The following is a 13,839-nucleotide window of genomic DNA, read 5'->3' on the forward strand; positions in this document are numbered from 1 at the left end:
ATGCGGGCTTTCGGTGTCCGATTTCTGAGGACGGGTGACTTCAGGTAACCGCGTTGTTAACGTCGAAGGCGTCATGAGCCCGCTCCAAACAAGTACGGCCCCAACCACTGCCCTTGCTGTCGATTACCGGCAGCCCACCGCCGACGACGGCGAACGATTGTGGGAAATCGCCTCGGACTCAAAGGTTCTCGACGTCAACTCGAGTTACTCCTACGTCCTGTGGTGCCATGATTTCTCCTCGACATCGATCGTCGCCGAGGTCGATGGGCGCCCGGTCGGATTCGTCACCGGCTATCGACGCCAGACCGACCCGTCCACCCTCATGGTGTGGCAGGTCGCCGTCGACGACTCCTGCCGCGGCCACGGTATCGCCGGCACCATGCTGCATCGCCTGTTCGACCGCTGTCAGCGGTCGGGTGTGGTCGCGATGCACACCACGATCAGTCCGGACAATGTCGCATCGCAGCGATTGTTCGAATCAGTCGCGAACGCTCGCGGCCTGCGCTTCGAGCGTCGTGATCTGTTCGCCGCCGATCAGTTTCCGGACGCGCACGAGCCCGAGGATCTCTACCTCCTCGAGCCCGAGCTCGTTGAACCCTGATCATTCCTGTCCACACGTCTCAATTCACAACTGAGTCTTTTCACAACTGAGCACTTGACCATCTCACCGGCAGTTGCGCCGACATCAGCGATGTCGGCGCACTCCGTGTGCGACCAGGTCGCAATTTCAATCGTCAATAAGTAAAGGGGGAAGTTACCCATGCAACTTCTCGATCAGTCAATCGACGATTCCGTCTTCACCAAGCACGAGTCCGAAGTCCGCAGCTACTGCCGTAGCTGGCCGACGGTGTTCACCCGCGCAAGCGGTTCTCACATCACCGATCAGACCGGTCGTCAGTACCTCGACTTCTTCGCCGGCGCAGGTTCGCTGAACTACGGCCACAACAACCCGGTGATGAAATCGGCTCTGCTGGACTACATCTCGGATGACGGGATCACCCACGGACTCGACATGGCCACCGTCGCGAAGGGTGCGTTCATCGAGGCCTTCCACGGGAAGATCCTGCAGCCGCGCGGACTGGACTACAAGATCCAGTTCCCCGGGCCCACCGGCACCAACGCAGTCGAGGCAGCACTGAAGCTCGCCCGCAAGGTGACCGGACGCGAGTCGATCATCAGCTTCACCAACGCGTTCCACGGCATGACCTTGGGATCGCTGTCGGTGACCGGCAACTCGATGAAGCGCGCCGGCGCCGGTATCCCGCTCGTGCATGCCACCCCCATGCCCTTCGACAACTACTTCGGTGGTGTCGTCGAGGACTTCCAGTGGTTCGAGCGGGTGCTCGATGACTCCGGCAGTGGGCTCAATCGTCCGGCGGCCGTGATCGTCGAGACCGTCCAGGGCGAGGGTGGCATCAACGTCGCCCGCGCCGAGTGGCTACAGGCCCTGTCGGAGCTGTGCCAGCGCCGCGACATCCTGCTCATCGTCGACGATGTGCAGATGGGTTGCGGACGCACCGGCGAGTTCTTCTCATTCGAGGCCGCCGGCATCAAGCCCGACATCGTCACGCTGTCGAAGTCCATCAGCGGTTACGGCTTGCCGCTGGCACTGACCCTGTTCCGGTCCGACCTCGACGTCTGGACCCCGGGTGAGCACAACGGCACCTTCCGCGGCAACAACCCCGCATTCGTGACCGGCGCCAAGACGCTCGAGCACTACTGGAGCGACGACGCGCTCACCCGCGACGTGCACGCCAAGGGTGACCGCATCCACACGCGCTTCAACGAACTGTGCGACAAGTTCAGTGGCATCTCCACCCGCGGCCGCGGCATGGCGCAGGGTCTCGTGTTCGAAGAAGCCGCCGCCGCCGGCAAGGTCAGCGCGTCGGCCTTCGAGGCAGGGCTGTTGGTCGAGACCTCCGGACCGTCCGATGAGGTCGTCAAACTTCTTCCCGCGCTGACCATTTCGAACGAGGACCTGGACCGTGGCCTCGACATCATTGCTGATTCCGTCAAGGAGGTGATCGGATGATCGTCCGTACCACAGAAGAAATCACGGGCACTGACCGCGACGTCAAGGATCCGCTGGGCAACTGGGTGTCCAAGCGCATCGTCCTCGGCGGTGACCGCGTCGGGTTCTCCTTCCACGAGACCACCATCAACGCCGGATCGGTGAACAACTTCCACTACGCCAACCACATCGAGGCCGTGTGGCTGGTCGAGGGCACCGGAACGTTGCTCGACAAGGAGACCGGCGAGACCTATCCGCTGGCCCCCGGCACGATGTACCTGCTCAACGGTCACGAGCGTCATCAGGTGACCGCTGACACGCAGATGCGGATGCTCTGCGTCTTCAATCCTCCCGTTGTCGGCACCGAGGTGCACGACGAGAACGGCGTCTACCCGCTGGTCGCCGTTCCCGAATCGACCGGGAAACATTCCCCAGAGGCGGTGGCCGCCGACTGACCGGCCCTCGTCGATGGTGAAACACCGGCCCGGCAGAACCTCGTGTTCTGTCGGGCCGGTGGCGTCGTCGAGCCCGCTATCCTGGGCAGGGTGCGTACGCGACTGCAGATCGGCTGGTCCCCGGCCGAACCGACACCGCTCGACGAGGGTGTCGACGAACAGATCGACCGTGCACGCGCGTTGCTCGACGGCCGGCGGATCGTGGCGCTGACCGGCGCGGGGATCTCCACCGACTCCGGTATCCCCGACTACCGCAGCCCGGGAGCGCCGCAACGCACGCCGATGACGCTGGAGATGTTCCTGTCGTCGCCGGAGTTCCGACGCCACTACTGGGCGCGCAACCATCTCGGCTGGCGACACATGGACGCCGCGCAACCCAACACCGCACACCATGCGCTCACCGATCTGCAACGGCAGGGTCGACTGTCCGGGGTGATCACCCAGAACGTCGACATGCTGCACACGAAGGCCGGCACCCGACGTGTGGTGGAGTTGCACGGTTGCTATGGCCGCGTGCGATGCCTGGAGTGCGGCTGGCAGATCTCCCGCCATCAGCTCGCCCACGACCTGGAACAGATCAACCGCGGATTCACCGAGCGCATCCGTGGTCGCGGGGCGATCGAGGTCGCACCGGATGCCGACGCAGCCATCGACGACACCAGCGACTTCACCATGATCGATTGCCCGCGGTGCGACGGCATCGTGAAACCCGACATCGTCTACTTTGGCGAGAGCGTTCCGAAACCGACTGTGCAGCAAGCATTCTCGATGGTGGACGACAGCGATGCACTGCTGGTCGTCGGGTCGTCGCTGACGGTGATGAGCGGCCTGCGGTTCGCTCGCCACGCACGTCGCACCGGCAAGACCCTCGTCATCGTGAACCGCGGCGCGACCCGCGCCGACGAACTCGCCGACCTGAAGATCGATCACCTGGCGTCGGTGGTGCTGCCGGCCCTGGCAGCGTGAGCCAACGGTGCGCTCAGACCGCGACGAGGTCGTCGGCGTGTACCACCGGCCGACGAAGCTCTGCCGGTAGGTCGGCGGTGGAACGACCGACCATCAGCGCCACGTCGTCGGAGGCGTAGGCGGCAACCCCGCGGGCCCGCACCACACCGCTGGTGTCGAGCAACTCCACCACGTCGCCGTCGGAGAACCGTCCGTTGACGCCCACGACGCCGGCTGCCAGCAGTGATCGGCGTCGGCGCGCCACCGCGGCCACCGCACCGTCATCGAGCACGAGCTGTCCCCGCGCGTCGGCGGCATGGCGCACCCAGAACCGCCGCGCCGACAGCCGCTCGTCGCGAGCGGCGAAGACCGTTCCCACCGACGCGTCGGCCAGCGCCTGCGCAGCCTGATCGGCGGCCGCCAGCAGAACAGGCACCCCGGCGTCGGCCGACAGTCGCGCAGCCGCGAGCTTGGAGGCCATACCGCCGGTGCCCAGCGCACCGCCCGACCCGGCGATGACCCCGTCGAGATCCTCCGGTCCGTTGACCTCCGCGATCAGCCGAGCACGGCTACCGTCGGCACCGACCTTGCGCGGATCCCCGTCGTAGAGGCCGTCGACGTCGGACAGCAACACCAGCGCGTCGGCACCCGCGAGATGAGCCACCAACGCGGCGAGGCGGTCGTTGTCGCCGAACCGGATCTCGGTGGTCGCCACGGTGTCGTTCTCGTTGACCACCGCGACGGCACCGAGCGACCGCAGTCGGTCCAGCGTGCGCTGAGCGTTGGCGTGATGCGAGCGGTTGGAGACATCGTCGGCGGTCAACAGCACCTGGCCGACGGTGCGGCCGTACCGGTGGAAGGAAGTGCCCCACGCGTGGGCCAGCGCCAATTGCCCGACGCTGGCAGCGGCCTGTTTGGTCGCGAGATCGGTGGGCCGCTTCTTGAGCCCGAGTGGGGCGATGCCGGCGCCGATGGCACCCGAGGACACCACGATCACATCCGACCCGGCACGCATCCGCGCCTCCAGCGCGTCGGCGAGACGGTCAAGACGGGTGCGGTCGAGTCCGTCATGCAGGTCAGTGAGCGCCGACGACCCGATCTTCACCACAATGCTGCGCGCACGGGCGATGTGCTCGCGGACGTCGCTCACTGGTGGTCCCGTTCGGGACCCTCGTCGCCGTCGGGCAGACCGCGCCGAAGTCGCCGCGCCTGCTTGCGTTCTGCGGCCCCGATCCGTTCGTTGCGGTCGAGGCGGATGTCGGTCCCACGGCCGGTGATGGGGACCTCGTCACCCATCGGGGTCGTCGGTTCCCAGTCGAAGGTCATGTCACCGATGGTGACCGGCGCCCCGGGCTGCGCACCCTGGCGCACCAGCTCGTCTTCGACACCGAGCCGGTTGAGACGGTCGGCCAGATAACCCACCGCCTCGTCGTTGCCGAACTGGGTCTGGGCGATCCAACGTTCGGGGCGGGTACCCCGCACGATGAATCCGCCATCGACCTCGGGATCGGGGACGACGCTGAACTCCGCCTCGTCGATCGCCTTGGGCCGGATGATCTGTCGACGCGGTTTGGGTGCGGGCTGGCTCGCCCGGTACTCCCCGACCATCCGTCCCAGCGCGAATGTCAGCTCTTTGAGACCCTCGTGGCTGACTGCGGAGATTCGGAAAATGGGCCACCCCCGGGTGGCCAGTTCGGGTTCCACCAGATCGGCCAGGTCCGCGGCGTCGGGGATGTCGATCTTGTTCAGGATGATCACCCGCGGCCGCGACGCCAGGTCCCCGAGACCGTGGTCGGCATCCAGAGCGGGCCGGTAGGCCGCGAGCTCGGCCTCCAAGGCGTCGATGTCAGAAACCGGGTCGCGTCCGGGTTCCAGGGTGGCGCAGTCCACGACGTGGGCCAGCACCGCACACCGCTCCAGGTGACGCAGGAAATCCAGTCCCAACCCACGCCCGGTGGACGCACCGGGGATCAACCCCGGCACATCGGCGACGGTGAACACGTCACCGGCCACCTGAACCACCCCGAGGTTCGGTGCCAGCGTGGTGAACGGGTAGTCGGCGATCTTCGGCTTGGCCGCCGACAACACCGAAACCAGCGAGGATTTGCCTGCCGACGGAAATCCCACCAGCCCGACGTCGGCGACGGATTTCAACTCCAGGACGAGGTCACGGTGCTGCCCTTCTTCACCCAGCAGTGCGAAGCCGGGGGCCTTGCGCGCCTTGGAGGCCAGCGCTGCATTGCCCAATCCGCCGCGGCCGCCCTGGGCGGCTTCGAAGGTGGTGCCCTCGCCGACGAGATCGGCAAGGATGGAGCCGTCCGCATCCAGGACCACCGTGCCGTCGGGAACCTTCAGGACCAGGTCGTCGCCGGTGGCACCGTCACGGTTGTCGCCCATCCCGGGTTTACCGTTGGACCCCTTCGCGTGCGGACGGAAGTGGAAGTCGAGAAGCGTGTGCACCTGGGGATCGACCACCAGTCGCACCGACCCGCCGTTGCCGCCGTTGCCGCCGTCGGGACCACCGAGCGGTTTGAACTTCTCGCGGTGCACCGACGAGCAGCCGTGACCGCCGTTACCCGCCGCGACGTGGATGGTCACGCGGTCGACGAACCGGGACATCGGGCCACTCCCTTTCTCCGAAGCCTCTCGGCCTCAAAACAAACAGGACGGGCGGGTACGCGATGACCCTGCCCGCCCTGTGTAGAGCTGTTATTCGACCGGTCAGACCGCTGCGGTCTCCGGGACGATGTTGACCGTCTTGCGGCCGCGCTTGGTGCCGAACTCGACCGAGCCGGTCTCCAGGGCGAACAGGGTGTCGTCGCCACCGCGGCCGACATTGACGCCCGGGTGGAACTTGGTGCCGCGCTGGCGGACCAGGATCTCGCCGGCGCTGACCTGCTGGCCACCGAAACGCTTCACGCCGAGGCGCTTGGCGTTGGAATCACGACCGTTGCGCGAGCTGGACGCGCCCTTCTTGTGTGCCATCTCTGCAGTCCTCCTGAGGTAGGTGCGGGAATCGAGTTACTTGATACCGGTGACCTTGAGGACCGTCAGGTTCTGACGGTGACCCTGGCGCTTGTGGTAGCCGGTCTTGTTCTTGAACTTGTGGATGCGGATCTTGGGACCCTTGACGTGCTCGACGACCTCGCCGGTCACCGAGATCTTCGCCAGCTTGTCCGCATCGGTGGTGAGGGTCGAGCCGTCGACGACCAGTGCCACCGGCAGGCTCACGCTGCTACCGGGCACGCTGTCGATCTTCTCGACCTTGACAATGTCGCCCTCTGCGACCTTGTACTGCTTACCGCCGGTCTTGACGATCGCGTACGTTGCCATCGAAGCTGTCCTCTTTAACTCGTCTGTCGGACCCTGGGCGCTGGTTCGCGCACCGGGGTGGGTGGGTGGTGCGTCATCCTGGTGCGGTCCGCGGGCGAACCCGCGGATGCAACCGGGGTCACTGTGGATCACTCCAGAGGGCCTGTCGGCGGTTCCGCGCGGCTGATCGGTGCGATTCAGGTGGTCCTGATCGTTCCGGGCACAGCGCAGACCCTCCGCCGAAGGCGACCAATCAAGATTACGGGAACGCCGTGTGCCGGGTCAAACTCGACCACCGGCGCCCCGACCTGCTGGTCGCCCTTCGACGTTACTGCTCGGACGGCGGCGGGCCCGCCGGTCGTCCGGCCGTGCGGCGACGAGGCCGCCGGCGTACCGCGACCGCGGCCTCCGCCGTACCACTCGAATCCGTCGGGCCGAAGGTCGTCGTCGGTGTCGGTGTCGAGCCGACCTCGTTGTCGGCGGAGATCACGATCGGCTCGGACGCCTTCGGTGGCGCCGCGGCCTGCCGCACCACCCGCCGGCGACGCCGCGGCCGCCCGGACGCAGCGGCGTCGGAGGCACCGGCATGGGACTCGTTGGGCTCGGACGCCGCGCCGGCAGGTTCTGCCGGGGACGACGCGGTCGTCTCATCCGGCGCTCCGTCGGTGGGGGTCGCCTCGGTCGCGGGTGCGCTGGCGACGGCAGCATGCTCGTCGGCCGCCGTCGCACTCCCCGACTGCGCGGTCGCGCTCGCGTCGCTCGTCGCAGCGACCACACCGTCGTCTGCGTGGGTCTCGTCTGCGTGGGTGTCGTCTGCGCGGGTGTCCGCTGACCGGGTGTCGTCACGTCGACCGGCGTCGGGGGACGCCACCTGCTCGGCGGCGCCCCGCGCACCGTCGGCACCCTCGACGTCGTGGTCGTGGTCGTGGTCGTGGTCGTGGGCATGGGCGGCCATCGCGCGGAACATCGGGTGCTCGGCCGGGTTCTGCGCCGGCTTGTGCTGCTCAGGCGCCGGTTCGGACTTGCGCCGATTCCGCCGTGAACGTTTGGAGCCACCGCCGTCGTTGGCGCTCGACTCGTCGGGACGCGCCTCCACCGGGTTGGCGTGTACCACGATGCCCCGGCCACCGCAGTGGGTGCATGGGGTCGAGAACGCCTCGAGCAGCCCGGTGCCCAAGCGTTTGCGGGTCATCTGCACCAGGCCCAGCGAGGTCACCTCGGATACCTGGTGACGTGTCCGGTCGCGTGCGAGCGCCTCGGTCAGCCGCCGCAACACCAGATCCCGGTTGGATTCGAGGACCATGTCGATGAAGTCGACGATGATCATGCCGCCGATGTCGCGCAGCCGCATCTGACGCACGATCTCCTCGGCCGCCTCGAGGTTGTTGCGGGTGACCGTCTCCTCCAGGTTGCCCCCGGAGCCGGTGAACTTGCCGGTGTTGACGTCGACGACGGTCATCGCCTCGGTGTGCTCGATGATCAACGTGCCGCCCGACGGCAGCCACACCTTACGGTCGAGCGCCTTGGCGAGTTGTTCGTCGATCCGGTGCACCACAAACGAGTCGGGCGCATCGGCATGCGGCTTCTCGAAGCGCTCGACGCGCTGCATCAGGTCCGGTGCCACCGCCGTGATGTACCGCTCGACGAGGTCCCACGCCTTGCCGCCCTCGACGACGAGTTTCTTGAAGTCCTCGTTGAACAGGTCGCGCACCACGCGGACCAGCAGATCGGGTTCCTCGTAGAGGGCTTGTGGCGCGCTGGCCCCCGAACCCTTCTTCGCCTTGCCGACCGCGGAATCGATGTCCTTCCACTGCTTTTCCAGACGCGCGATGTCGGCGGCGAGTTCGTCGGCGCTGACACCTTCCGACGCGGTCCGGATGATCACGCCGGCGTCGTCGGGAACCAGTTTGCCCAGGATGCTCTTGAGGCGCTTGCGCTCCACATCGGGCAGCTTGCGGCTGATGCCGGTGGACGACCCGCCGGGCACGTAGACCAGGAAGCGACCCGCCAGCGAGATCTGGGTGGTGAGCCGGGCTCCCTTGTGCCCGACCGGGTCCTTGCTCACCTGGACCAGCACGTTGTCGCCGGGCTTGAGCGCCTGCTCGATCTTGCGCGATCCGCCGTCGAGCCCGGCGGCATCCCAGTTCACCTCACCGGCGTAGAGCACGCCGTTGCGACCGCGCCCGATGTCCACGAAGGCCGCCTCCATACCGGGCAACACGTTCTGCACACGCCCGAGATAGATGTTGCCGACCATCGATGACGATGTCTCGGTGGTGACGAAGTGTTCGACGAGGACACCGTCCTCGAGCACGGCCACCTGGGTGTAGTCCTCGATCGGCACGGCCTGACCGGTTTCGCCGGAACCGTTGGCCCCGGTGATCGCACTGTTGGCGCTACGTTCGCGGACCACCATCACCCGGTCGACCGCCTCGCGGCGCGCCAGGAACTCCGATTCACTGAGGATGGGCGGACGGCGACGGCCGGCGTCCCGGCCGTCGCGGCGACGCTGACGCTTGGCCTCGAGACGGGTCGAACCGGAAATGCCCTGGACCTCGTCGCGTGCCTTCTTGCTGCGGGGTTCACGCTCGTGCACGACGGTGTTCGGCGGATCGTCCGGTGAGCTGTCCTCGGCGTCGGCCCCGCCCTTGCGACGGCGGCGGCGACGACGACGCTTCGACGACCCCGCCTCGGTGTCGTCGACGCCCGACGAGTCCGAATCCGACGAATCTTCCTCGGATACCGAACCCTCGTCGGTTCCGGTGGACTCCTCGGAGCGCTTCTTTCCCGTGGAGTCCTTGTCGGCGTCGGCCTTGTCGTCTTCGTGCTTGCCGGATTCGCCCTTGTCGGCGCCATCCTTGCCGGACTTGCCGCCGTCGGACCGGTCGCCCTTCTTGCCCTTCTTGCCCTTCTTGCCGGAGGGCCGTGCGGAGTCGTTGTCCCCATCGGACCGGTCCGTCGCGTCGGACGTGTCGTCGCTCGCCTGCTGCGGCTCGTCTGCACCGTTGTCGGACTGATCACCGCGGCCCCGGCCGCGCCCTCGGCGGCCTCGGCGACGACGGCGCGAGCCACGCTCACCGTCTGCCGATGTGTCGCTGTCGCCGGTCGAATCGTCGGTGCTGCCGGACTCGTCGGATTCGACCCGCTCGTCCTCGCCGGACCGGGTCGGACGCCGGGTCGGCTCCGCAGCCTGTGGCGACAGGAACAGCGGCTGTGCCATGACGTCCTCGGCCGTCTGCCGCACCGGGTGGTGCTGAGTCTGATCGACCGCCGAGAACAGGGTCGGCGACTCCTCGTGGGTGGCAGCCTGCTCGGATTCGCGAGGCAGCGCGGGCTCGTCGTCCCCGGTTACCGCCTGTGCCGGGGTCGCCTGATCGGCAGCCGGCTGCAGCGTGGTGGCCTGTTCGGCAGCCTCGACCGACGAGCCGGCGCTCTCGGCGGACGCGGCCTCCTCGGCGGGTACCGCGGCCTCCTCGGGCGGTGTCACCTGCGTCTCGGCCTGCTCCGGCGCGTCGACCCGCTCGGCCGCGCCACGCACACGCGCGGCGACCGTCTGGGCGGTCTCCCGGTCGATGCTTGATTGGGGGCTGCGTGTCTCGATGCCGATCTCGGCGAGGTGCGCCAAGACCTCTCGACTCGTCATGCCCAGCGCTCTGGCGAGCGCATGCACACGAAGCCTGCTGGGGAACTCCTCCACCGGTTCCGACGCTGCGTTCGCGTCAGCCGGCGACCCGTTGTCGGTCACTCAAATCTCCTAGAGCCCCCGGGCGCGTCGGGCTGACGCGGCCACGCGAGGGCTTCACTGTCTGTCCCGGTCGGCTGTGGACCGGTGTTGTGTGGTCTTCGCGCGTTCTCTGCGCACCGGAAGACCCGGTCCGCGAGGCGGCGCCTTGCGTTGTCGATGACCTCAACCGGCCGTCGTCTTCCACGCCATCGTCAGCACCGATGGGGAAGACGCGCGAATCGGGGTGTCCGATGCCGGATGCGTCATCCGGTTGTCGACGGCAAAGTGTGTCGCCCACAACTGTGCAAGTATCCCACACGACGAGTCGTTCCCCGCACACTACGCACGTTTGGCATCTCCAACGGCGTGTGTGGCGGGGAACGAGAAGGCGAAGGTCGGCTCAGACTCCCAGGTCAGGAAACCACAGGGCGATCTCCCGCTCGGCGGACTCGGGCGAGTCCGAGCCGTGCACCAGATTGTTCTGCGTGCTCAGCGCAAAGTCTCCACGGATTGTTCCCGGGACGGCCTTCTCGACCGGATCGGTGCCGCCCGCGATCTGCCGGAAGGCGGCAACCGCGCGCGGCCCCTCGAGGACCGCGGCGACCAACGGTCCCGACGTGATGAATTCGAGCAGCGAGGGATAGAAGGGTTTGCCCTCATGTTCGGCGTAGTGTCCGCGCGCCACCTCGTCGCTGACCGTCTTGAGTTCCAGGGCGACCAGCGAGAGGCCCTTGCGCTCGATCCGGCTGATGATGTCGCCGACCAGCGACCGCTCCACGCCGTCGGGCTTGATGAGTACCAGAGTCCGTTCAGTCACGAGCACACCATAGCGAGAAGCCGAAAGACCGGTCGGCGATGGCCACCGTCACGAGCAGTATTCGCCCGCCACCGGGAAGAATCCGTAGTTGAACAGGCTCCCGGACCGAGCACGCGGATCGACCACGACCTGCACGCAGCCGCCGGGGGACGCCAGCGCACTCGTGAGAGCGATGTCGAACTGTGCGGCCAGCCCGAGATTGGCCGGACGGTACTGCTGCGGGACGGGCAGTGCCGCGATCGCCTCGGACACCTGCATCGACGATGCCCGCGAGGTGACCTCGTGGGTGGCGAGGTAGCTGTACTCCCCTTCGCCGACCGTCATCGGTGCTCCGGCGACCGGAAGATCCTCGGTCGGCACAGCCGGCTCGGCGGCGGCGATTCCCGCGCCCAGCGACGTTCCGATCACGGTCAATGCCATCGCGGCGGCGGCCCGGGGGCGGCGAAGGCTGGAGATCACAGACAAGCTATTCCTCACGTCATGAACGGTCACCTGATGGTCCGGGGCCGCGGCGCGAGCCGCTCTTCCCCGGCAGCGACATTCTCACAGCATCGACCACCTCAGGGCGAGAGCCGACAGGTCACAGTCGGGCAACAGGAGTTGCAGGAGCCGAATCGCAGGTCCGGGGTGCAGAAATCCCGGCAGATCACTCGTCGATCGGTTGCTGCCCCGGCAGCATCCCCTTGGCCATCCGAACCTCGACGTCGTGCTTCACGTAGGCGATGTAAACCCAGACACACAGGAAGATCACGCCCACCACGGCCACCGACCACTGCAGGAACCCTCCTGCGATCACCAGGATCTGCAACCCGATATCGAGACGCAGCGCATACGATCGGCCCTGCAGACCGGCTGCGACGATGTGCGCCACCACCACCGCCCCGAGGTATCCGCCGGACAACCAGGTGATGCCCGGCCCGAGATTGGCGACGATCGGGAACGCCAGGCCCAGGACGATCACCTCGAGGATCAAGGTGCCCGCCATCACCCCGCGCAACCCCTTCCACGGGTCCGTCGTCGGCGGCGTGAAGCGTACCGGGTCGGTCATGAGGGCTCCTTGCCGAACAACGTCCGGGCCGCCCCGGCGGTGACCACCGAACCGGTGACCACGACGCCGGCACCGGCGACCGGTTCGCCGTCGGACTCTTCGGCAAGTCCGATGGCGGTCTCCACGGCGTCGGGCAGGAACGGCTTCACCACCACCCGCTCCTCACCGAAGATCGGCAGCGCGATCTCGGCCAGCATCTCGGTGTCCAGTGCGCGCGGCGAACCGTTGTTGGTGAGCACCACGCTGTCCAGAACGGGCTCCATGGCCTCCAGAAATCCTTCCGCATCCTTGTCACCGAGCATGCCGATCACCCCGACGAGTCGTCGAAAGTCGAATTCCTCGGTCAACGCCCGCGCCAGCGCCTCGCCGCCGTGTGGGTTGTGCGCGGCGTCGATGAACACCGTCGGGGCCGATCGCACACGTTCCAGCCGGCCCGGGCTCGCCACCGCCGCGAAACCGGCCCGTACCGCGTCGATGTCGAGTTGGCGATCCGGGCCCGCCCCGAAGAAGGCCTCGACCGCAGCAAGTGCGAGTGCGGCGTTGGCCGCCTGGTGAGCACCGTGCAACGGTAGGAACACTTCGTCGTACGCTCCACCGAGGCCCTGCAGACGCAGCAACTGGCCGCCGACAGCGGTGATCGACTCGAGCACGGCGAACTCGGAATCCTGCCGGGCGACGATGGTCCCGGTCTCGACCGTCTGACGCAGCAGGACGTCCATCACCTCGGGCTCCTGCGGCGCGATCACGGTGACAGGGTCCGTGGGCACCAGATCGTCCGCTGCCTTCTTGATGATCCCGGCCTTCTCCCCGGCGATCGCGCTGAGCGTGTCACCAAGGTAATCGGCATGATCCATCGCTATCGGAGTGATGACGGCCACAGTCGCGTCGACGACGTTCGTGGCGTCCCATCGACCGCCCATGCCCGTCTCCACCACCGCAACGTCCACCGGCGCCTCGGCGAAGACGGCATACGAGATCGCCGTCAACACCTCGAACTTGCTCATCCGCGGTCCGCCGGCAGCGGTGGACGAATCATCGACCATCGTGATGTACGGCTCGAGTTCCCGGTAGGTGTCGATGTAGGTGCGGGCGGAGATCGGCGCACCGTCGACGGAGATGCGTTCGGTGACGCGTTGCAGATGCGGACTGGTGATCCGCCCCGTGCGCCGGTGTAAGGCGATGAGCAGCGCGTCGATCATCCGGGCCACCGACGTCTTGCCGTTGGTTCCCGCGATGTGGATGGCCGGATAGCCGTGCTGCGGCGAACCCAGCAGATCCATCAGAGCCGCGATGCGGGTCAGCGAGGGCTCGATCTTGGTTTCGGGCCAGCGGGTGTCGAGTTCGGCCTCGACCTCCGCGAGTTCGGCGAGCGTCGCGGCGTCGTCGATCAAGCGTGCGGGACGCCGCGATCCTCCGGCCCCGTCCTCCTCGTCGTCGGCGGGGTCGATATCGGCGGGGTCGATATCGGCGGGGTCGACATCGGCAGGGTCGACATCGGCAGGGTCGATATCGGCAGGGTCGACGTCG

General features: G+C 67.2%; 13 protein-coding genes. 4 read left to right on the forward strand and 9 right to left on the reverse strand.

Annotated features, from left to right (window positions below):
- The first annotated feature begins 73 nt into the window (after positions 1–73).
- From ectA to L1892_RS04885, 4 genes are all read left to right on the forward strand, one after another.
- Complete coding sequence (gene ectA / locus L1892_RS04870; RefSeq protein WP_235722308.1) at positions 74–601, forward strand: diaminobutyrate acetyltransferase; 528 nt, start codon at positions 74–76, stop codon at positions 599–601.
- Between the two features lie 159 nt (positions 602–760).
- A complete protein-coding gene (gene ectB / locus L1892_RS04875; protein ID WP_235722309.1) occupies positions 761–2,032 on the forward strand; it encodes a diaminobutyrate--2-oxoglutarate transaminase in 1,272 nt (423 codons plus the stop codon).
- Complete coding sequence (locus L1892_RS04880; protein WP_235722310.1) at positions 2,029–2,466, forward strand: ectoine synthase; 438 nt, start codon at positions 2,029–2,031, stop codon at positions 2,464–2,466. The genes ectB and L1892_RS04880 overlap by 4 nt, the downstream gene beginning before the upstream one ends.
- Positions 2,467–2,556: 90 nt before the next feature.
- The gene (locus L1892_RS04885) at positions 2,557–3,432 is read left to right on the forward strand and encodes a Sir2 family NAD-dependent protein deacetylase (RefSeq protein ID WP_235722311.1); all 876 of its coding nucleotides are present in this window, start codon (positions 2,557–2,559) and stop codon (positions 3,430–3,432) included.
- Between the two features lie 13 nt (positions 3,433–3,445).
- Here L1892_RS04885 and proB read toward each other — a convergent pair whose 3' ends face one another.
- The 9 genes from proB to folC form a co-directional block, all read right to left on the reverse strand.
- Positions 3,446–4,561 carry a glutamate 5-kinase gene (gene proB / locus L1892_RS04890; protein ID WP_235722312.1) on the reverse strand — a complete coding sequence of 372 codons (1,116 nt, stop codon included), beginning with the start codon at positions 4,559–4,561 and terminating at the stop codon, positions 3,446–3,448.
- Positions 4,558–6,030 (reverse strand): GTPase ObgE, encoded by a 1,473-nt coding sequence (gene obgE / locus L1892_RS04895; protein WP_235722313.1) that lies wholly within the window; start codon positions 6,028–6,030, stop codon positions 4,558–4,560. The genes proB and obgE overlap by 4 nt, the downstream gene beginning before the upstream one ends.
- A 102-nt stretch (positions 6,031–6,132) precedes the next feature.
- Entirely contained in the window at positions 6,133–6,396 is a 264-nt protein-coding gene (gene rpmA / locus L1892_RS04900) for a 50S ribosomal protein L27 (protein ID WP_235722314.1), read from the reverse strand.
- Positions 6,397–6,432: 36 nt separating this feature from the next.
- Complete coding sequence (rplU, locus tag L1892_RS04905; RefSeq protein WP_235722315.1) at positions 6,433–6,744, reverse strand: 50S ribosomal protein L21; 312 nt, start codon at positions 6,742–6,744, stop codon at positions 6,433–6,435.
- A gap of 307 nt (positions 6,745–7,051) precedes the next feature.
- Entirely contained in the window at positions 7,052–10,468 is a 3,417-nt protein-coding gene (locus tag L1892_RS04910; protein ID WP_235722316.1) for a translation initiation factor IF-2 N-terminal domain-containing protein, read from the reverse strand.
- 379 nt (positions 10,469–10,847) lie between these two features.
- Positions 10,848–11,264 carry a nucleoside-diphosphate kinase gene (gene ndk, locus L1892_RS04915; protein WP_235722317.1) on the reverse strand — a complete coding sequence of 139 codons (417 nt, stop codon included), beginning with the start codon at positions 11,262–11,264 and terminating at the stop codon, positions 10,848–10,850.
- 48 nt (positions 11,265–11,312) lie between these two features.
- Entirely contained in the window at positions 11,313–11,729 is a 417-nt protein-coding gene (locus tag L1892_RS04920; protein WP_308191656.1) for a hypothetical protein, read from the reverse strand.
- A 181-nt stretch (positions 11,730–11,910) separates the two neighbouring features.
- Positions 11,911–12,312, reverse strand: a complete 402-nt coding sequence (locus L1892_RS04925; protein ID WP_235722318.1) for a DUF4233 domain-containing protein — start codon at positions 12,310–12,312, stop codon at positions 11,911–11,913.
- Positions 12,309–13,703 (reverse strand): bifunctional tetrahydrofolate synthase/dihydrofolate synthase, encoded by a 1,395-nt coding sequence (gene folC / locus L1892_RS04930; RefSeq protein WP_235722392.1) that lies wholly within the window; start codon positions 13,701–13,703, stop codon positions 12,309–12,311. The genes L1892_RS04925 and folC overlap by 4 nt, the downstream gene beginning before the upstream one ends.
- Positions 13,704–13,839: the final 136 nt, after the last annotated feature.

It is taken from the genome of Gordonia tangerina (assembly GCF_021556435.1).
GTDB lineage: Bacteria > Actinomycetota > Actinomycetes > Mycobacteriales > Mycobacteriaceae > Gordonia > Gordonia tangerina.

What these genes read in the sequence shown, in the direction of transcription:
- ectA (WP_235722308.1), top strand. Translation starts at nt 74, where the DNA reads ATGAGCCCGCTCCAAACAAGTACGGCCCCAACCACTGCCCTTGCTGTC.
- ectB (WP_235722309.1), top strand. Translation starts at nt 761, where the DNA reads ATGCAACTTCTCGATCAGTCAATCGACGATTCCGTCTTCACCAAGCAC.
- L1892_RS04880 (WP_235722310.1), top strand. Translation starts at nt 2,029, where the DNA reads ATGATCGTCCGTACCACAGAAGAAATCACGGGCACTGACCGCGACGTC.
- obgE (WP_235722313.1), bottom strand. Translation starts at nt 6,030, where the DNA reads ATGTCCCGGTTCGTCGACCGCGTGACCATCCACGTCGCGGCGGGTAAC.
- rpmA (WP_235722314.1), bottom strand. Translation starts at nt 6,396, where the DNA reads ATGGCACACAAGAAGGGCGCGTCCAGCTCGCGCAACGGTCGTGATTCC.
- rplU (WP_235722315.1), bottom strand. Translation starts at nt 6,744, where the DNA reads ATGGCAACGTACGCGATCGTCAAGACCGGCGGTAAGCAGTACAAGGTC.
- L1892_RS04925 (WP_235722318.1), bottom strand. Translation starts at nt 12,312, where the DNA reads ATGACCGACCCGGTACGCTTCACGCCGCCGACGACGGACCCGTGGAAG.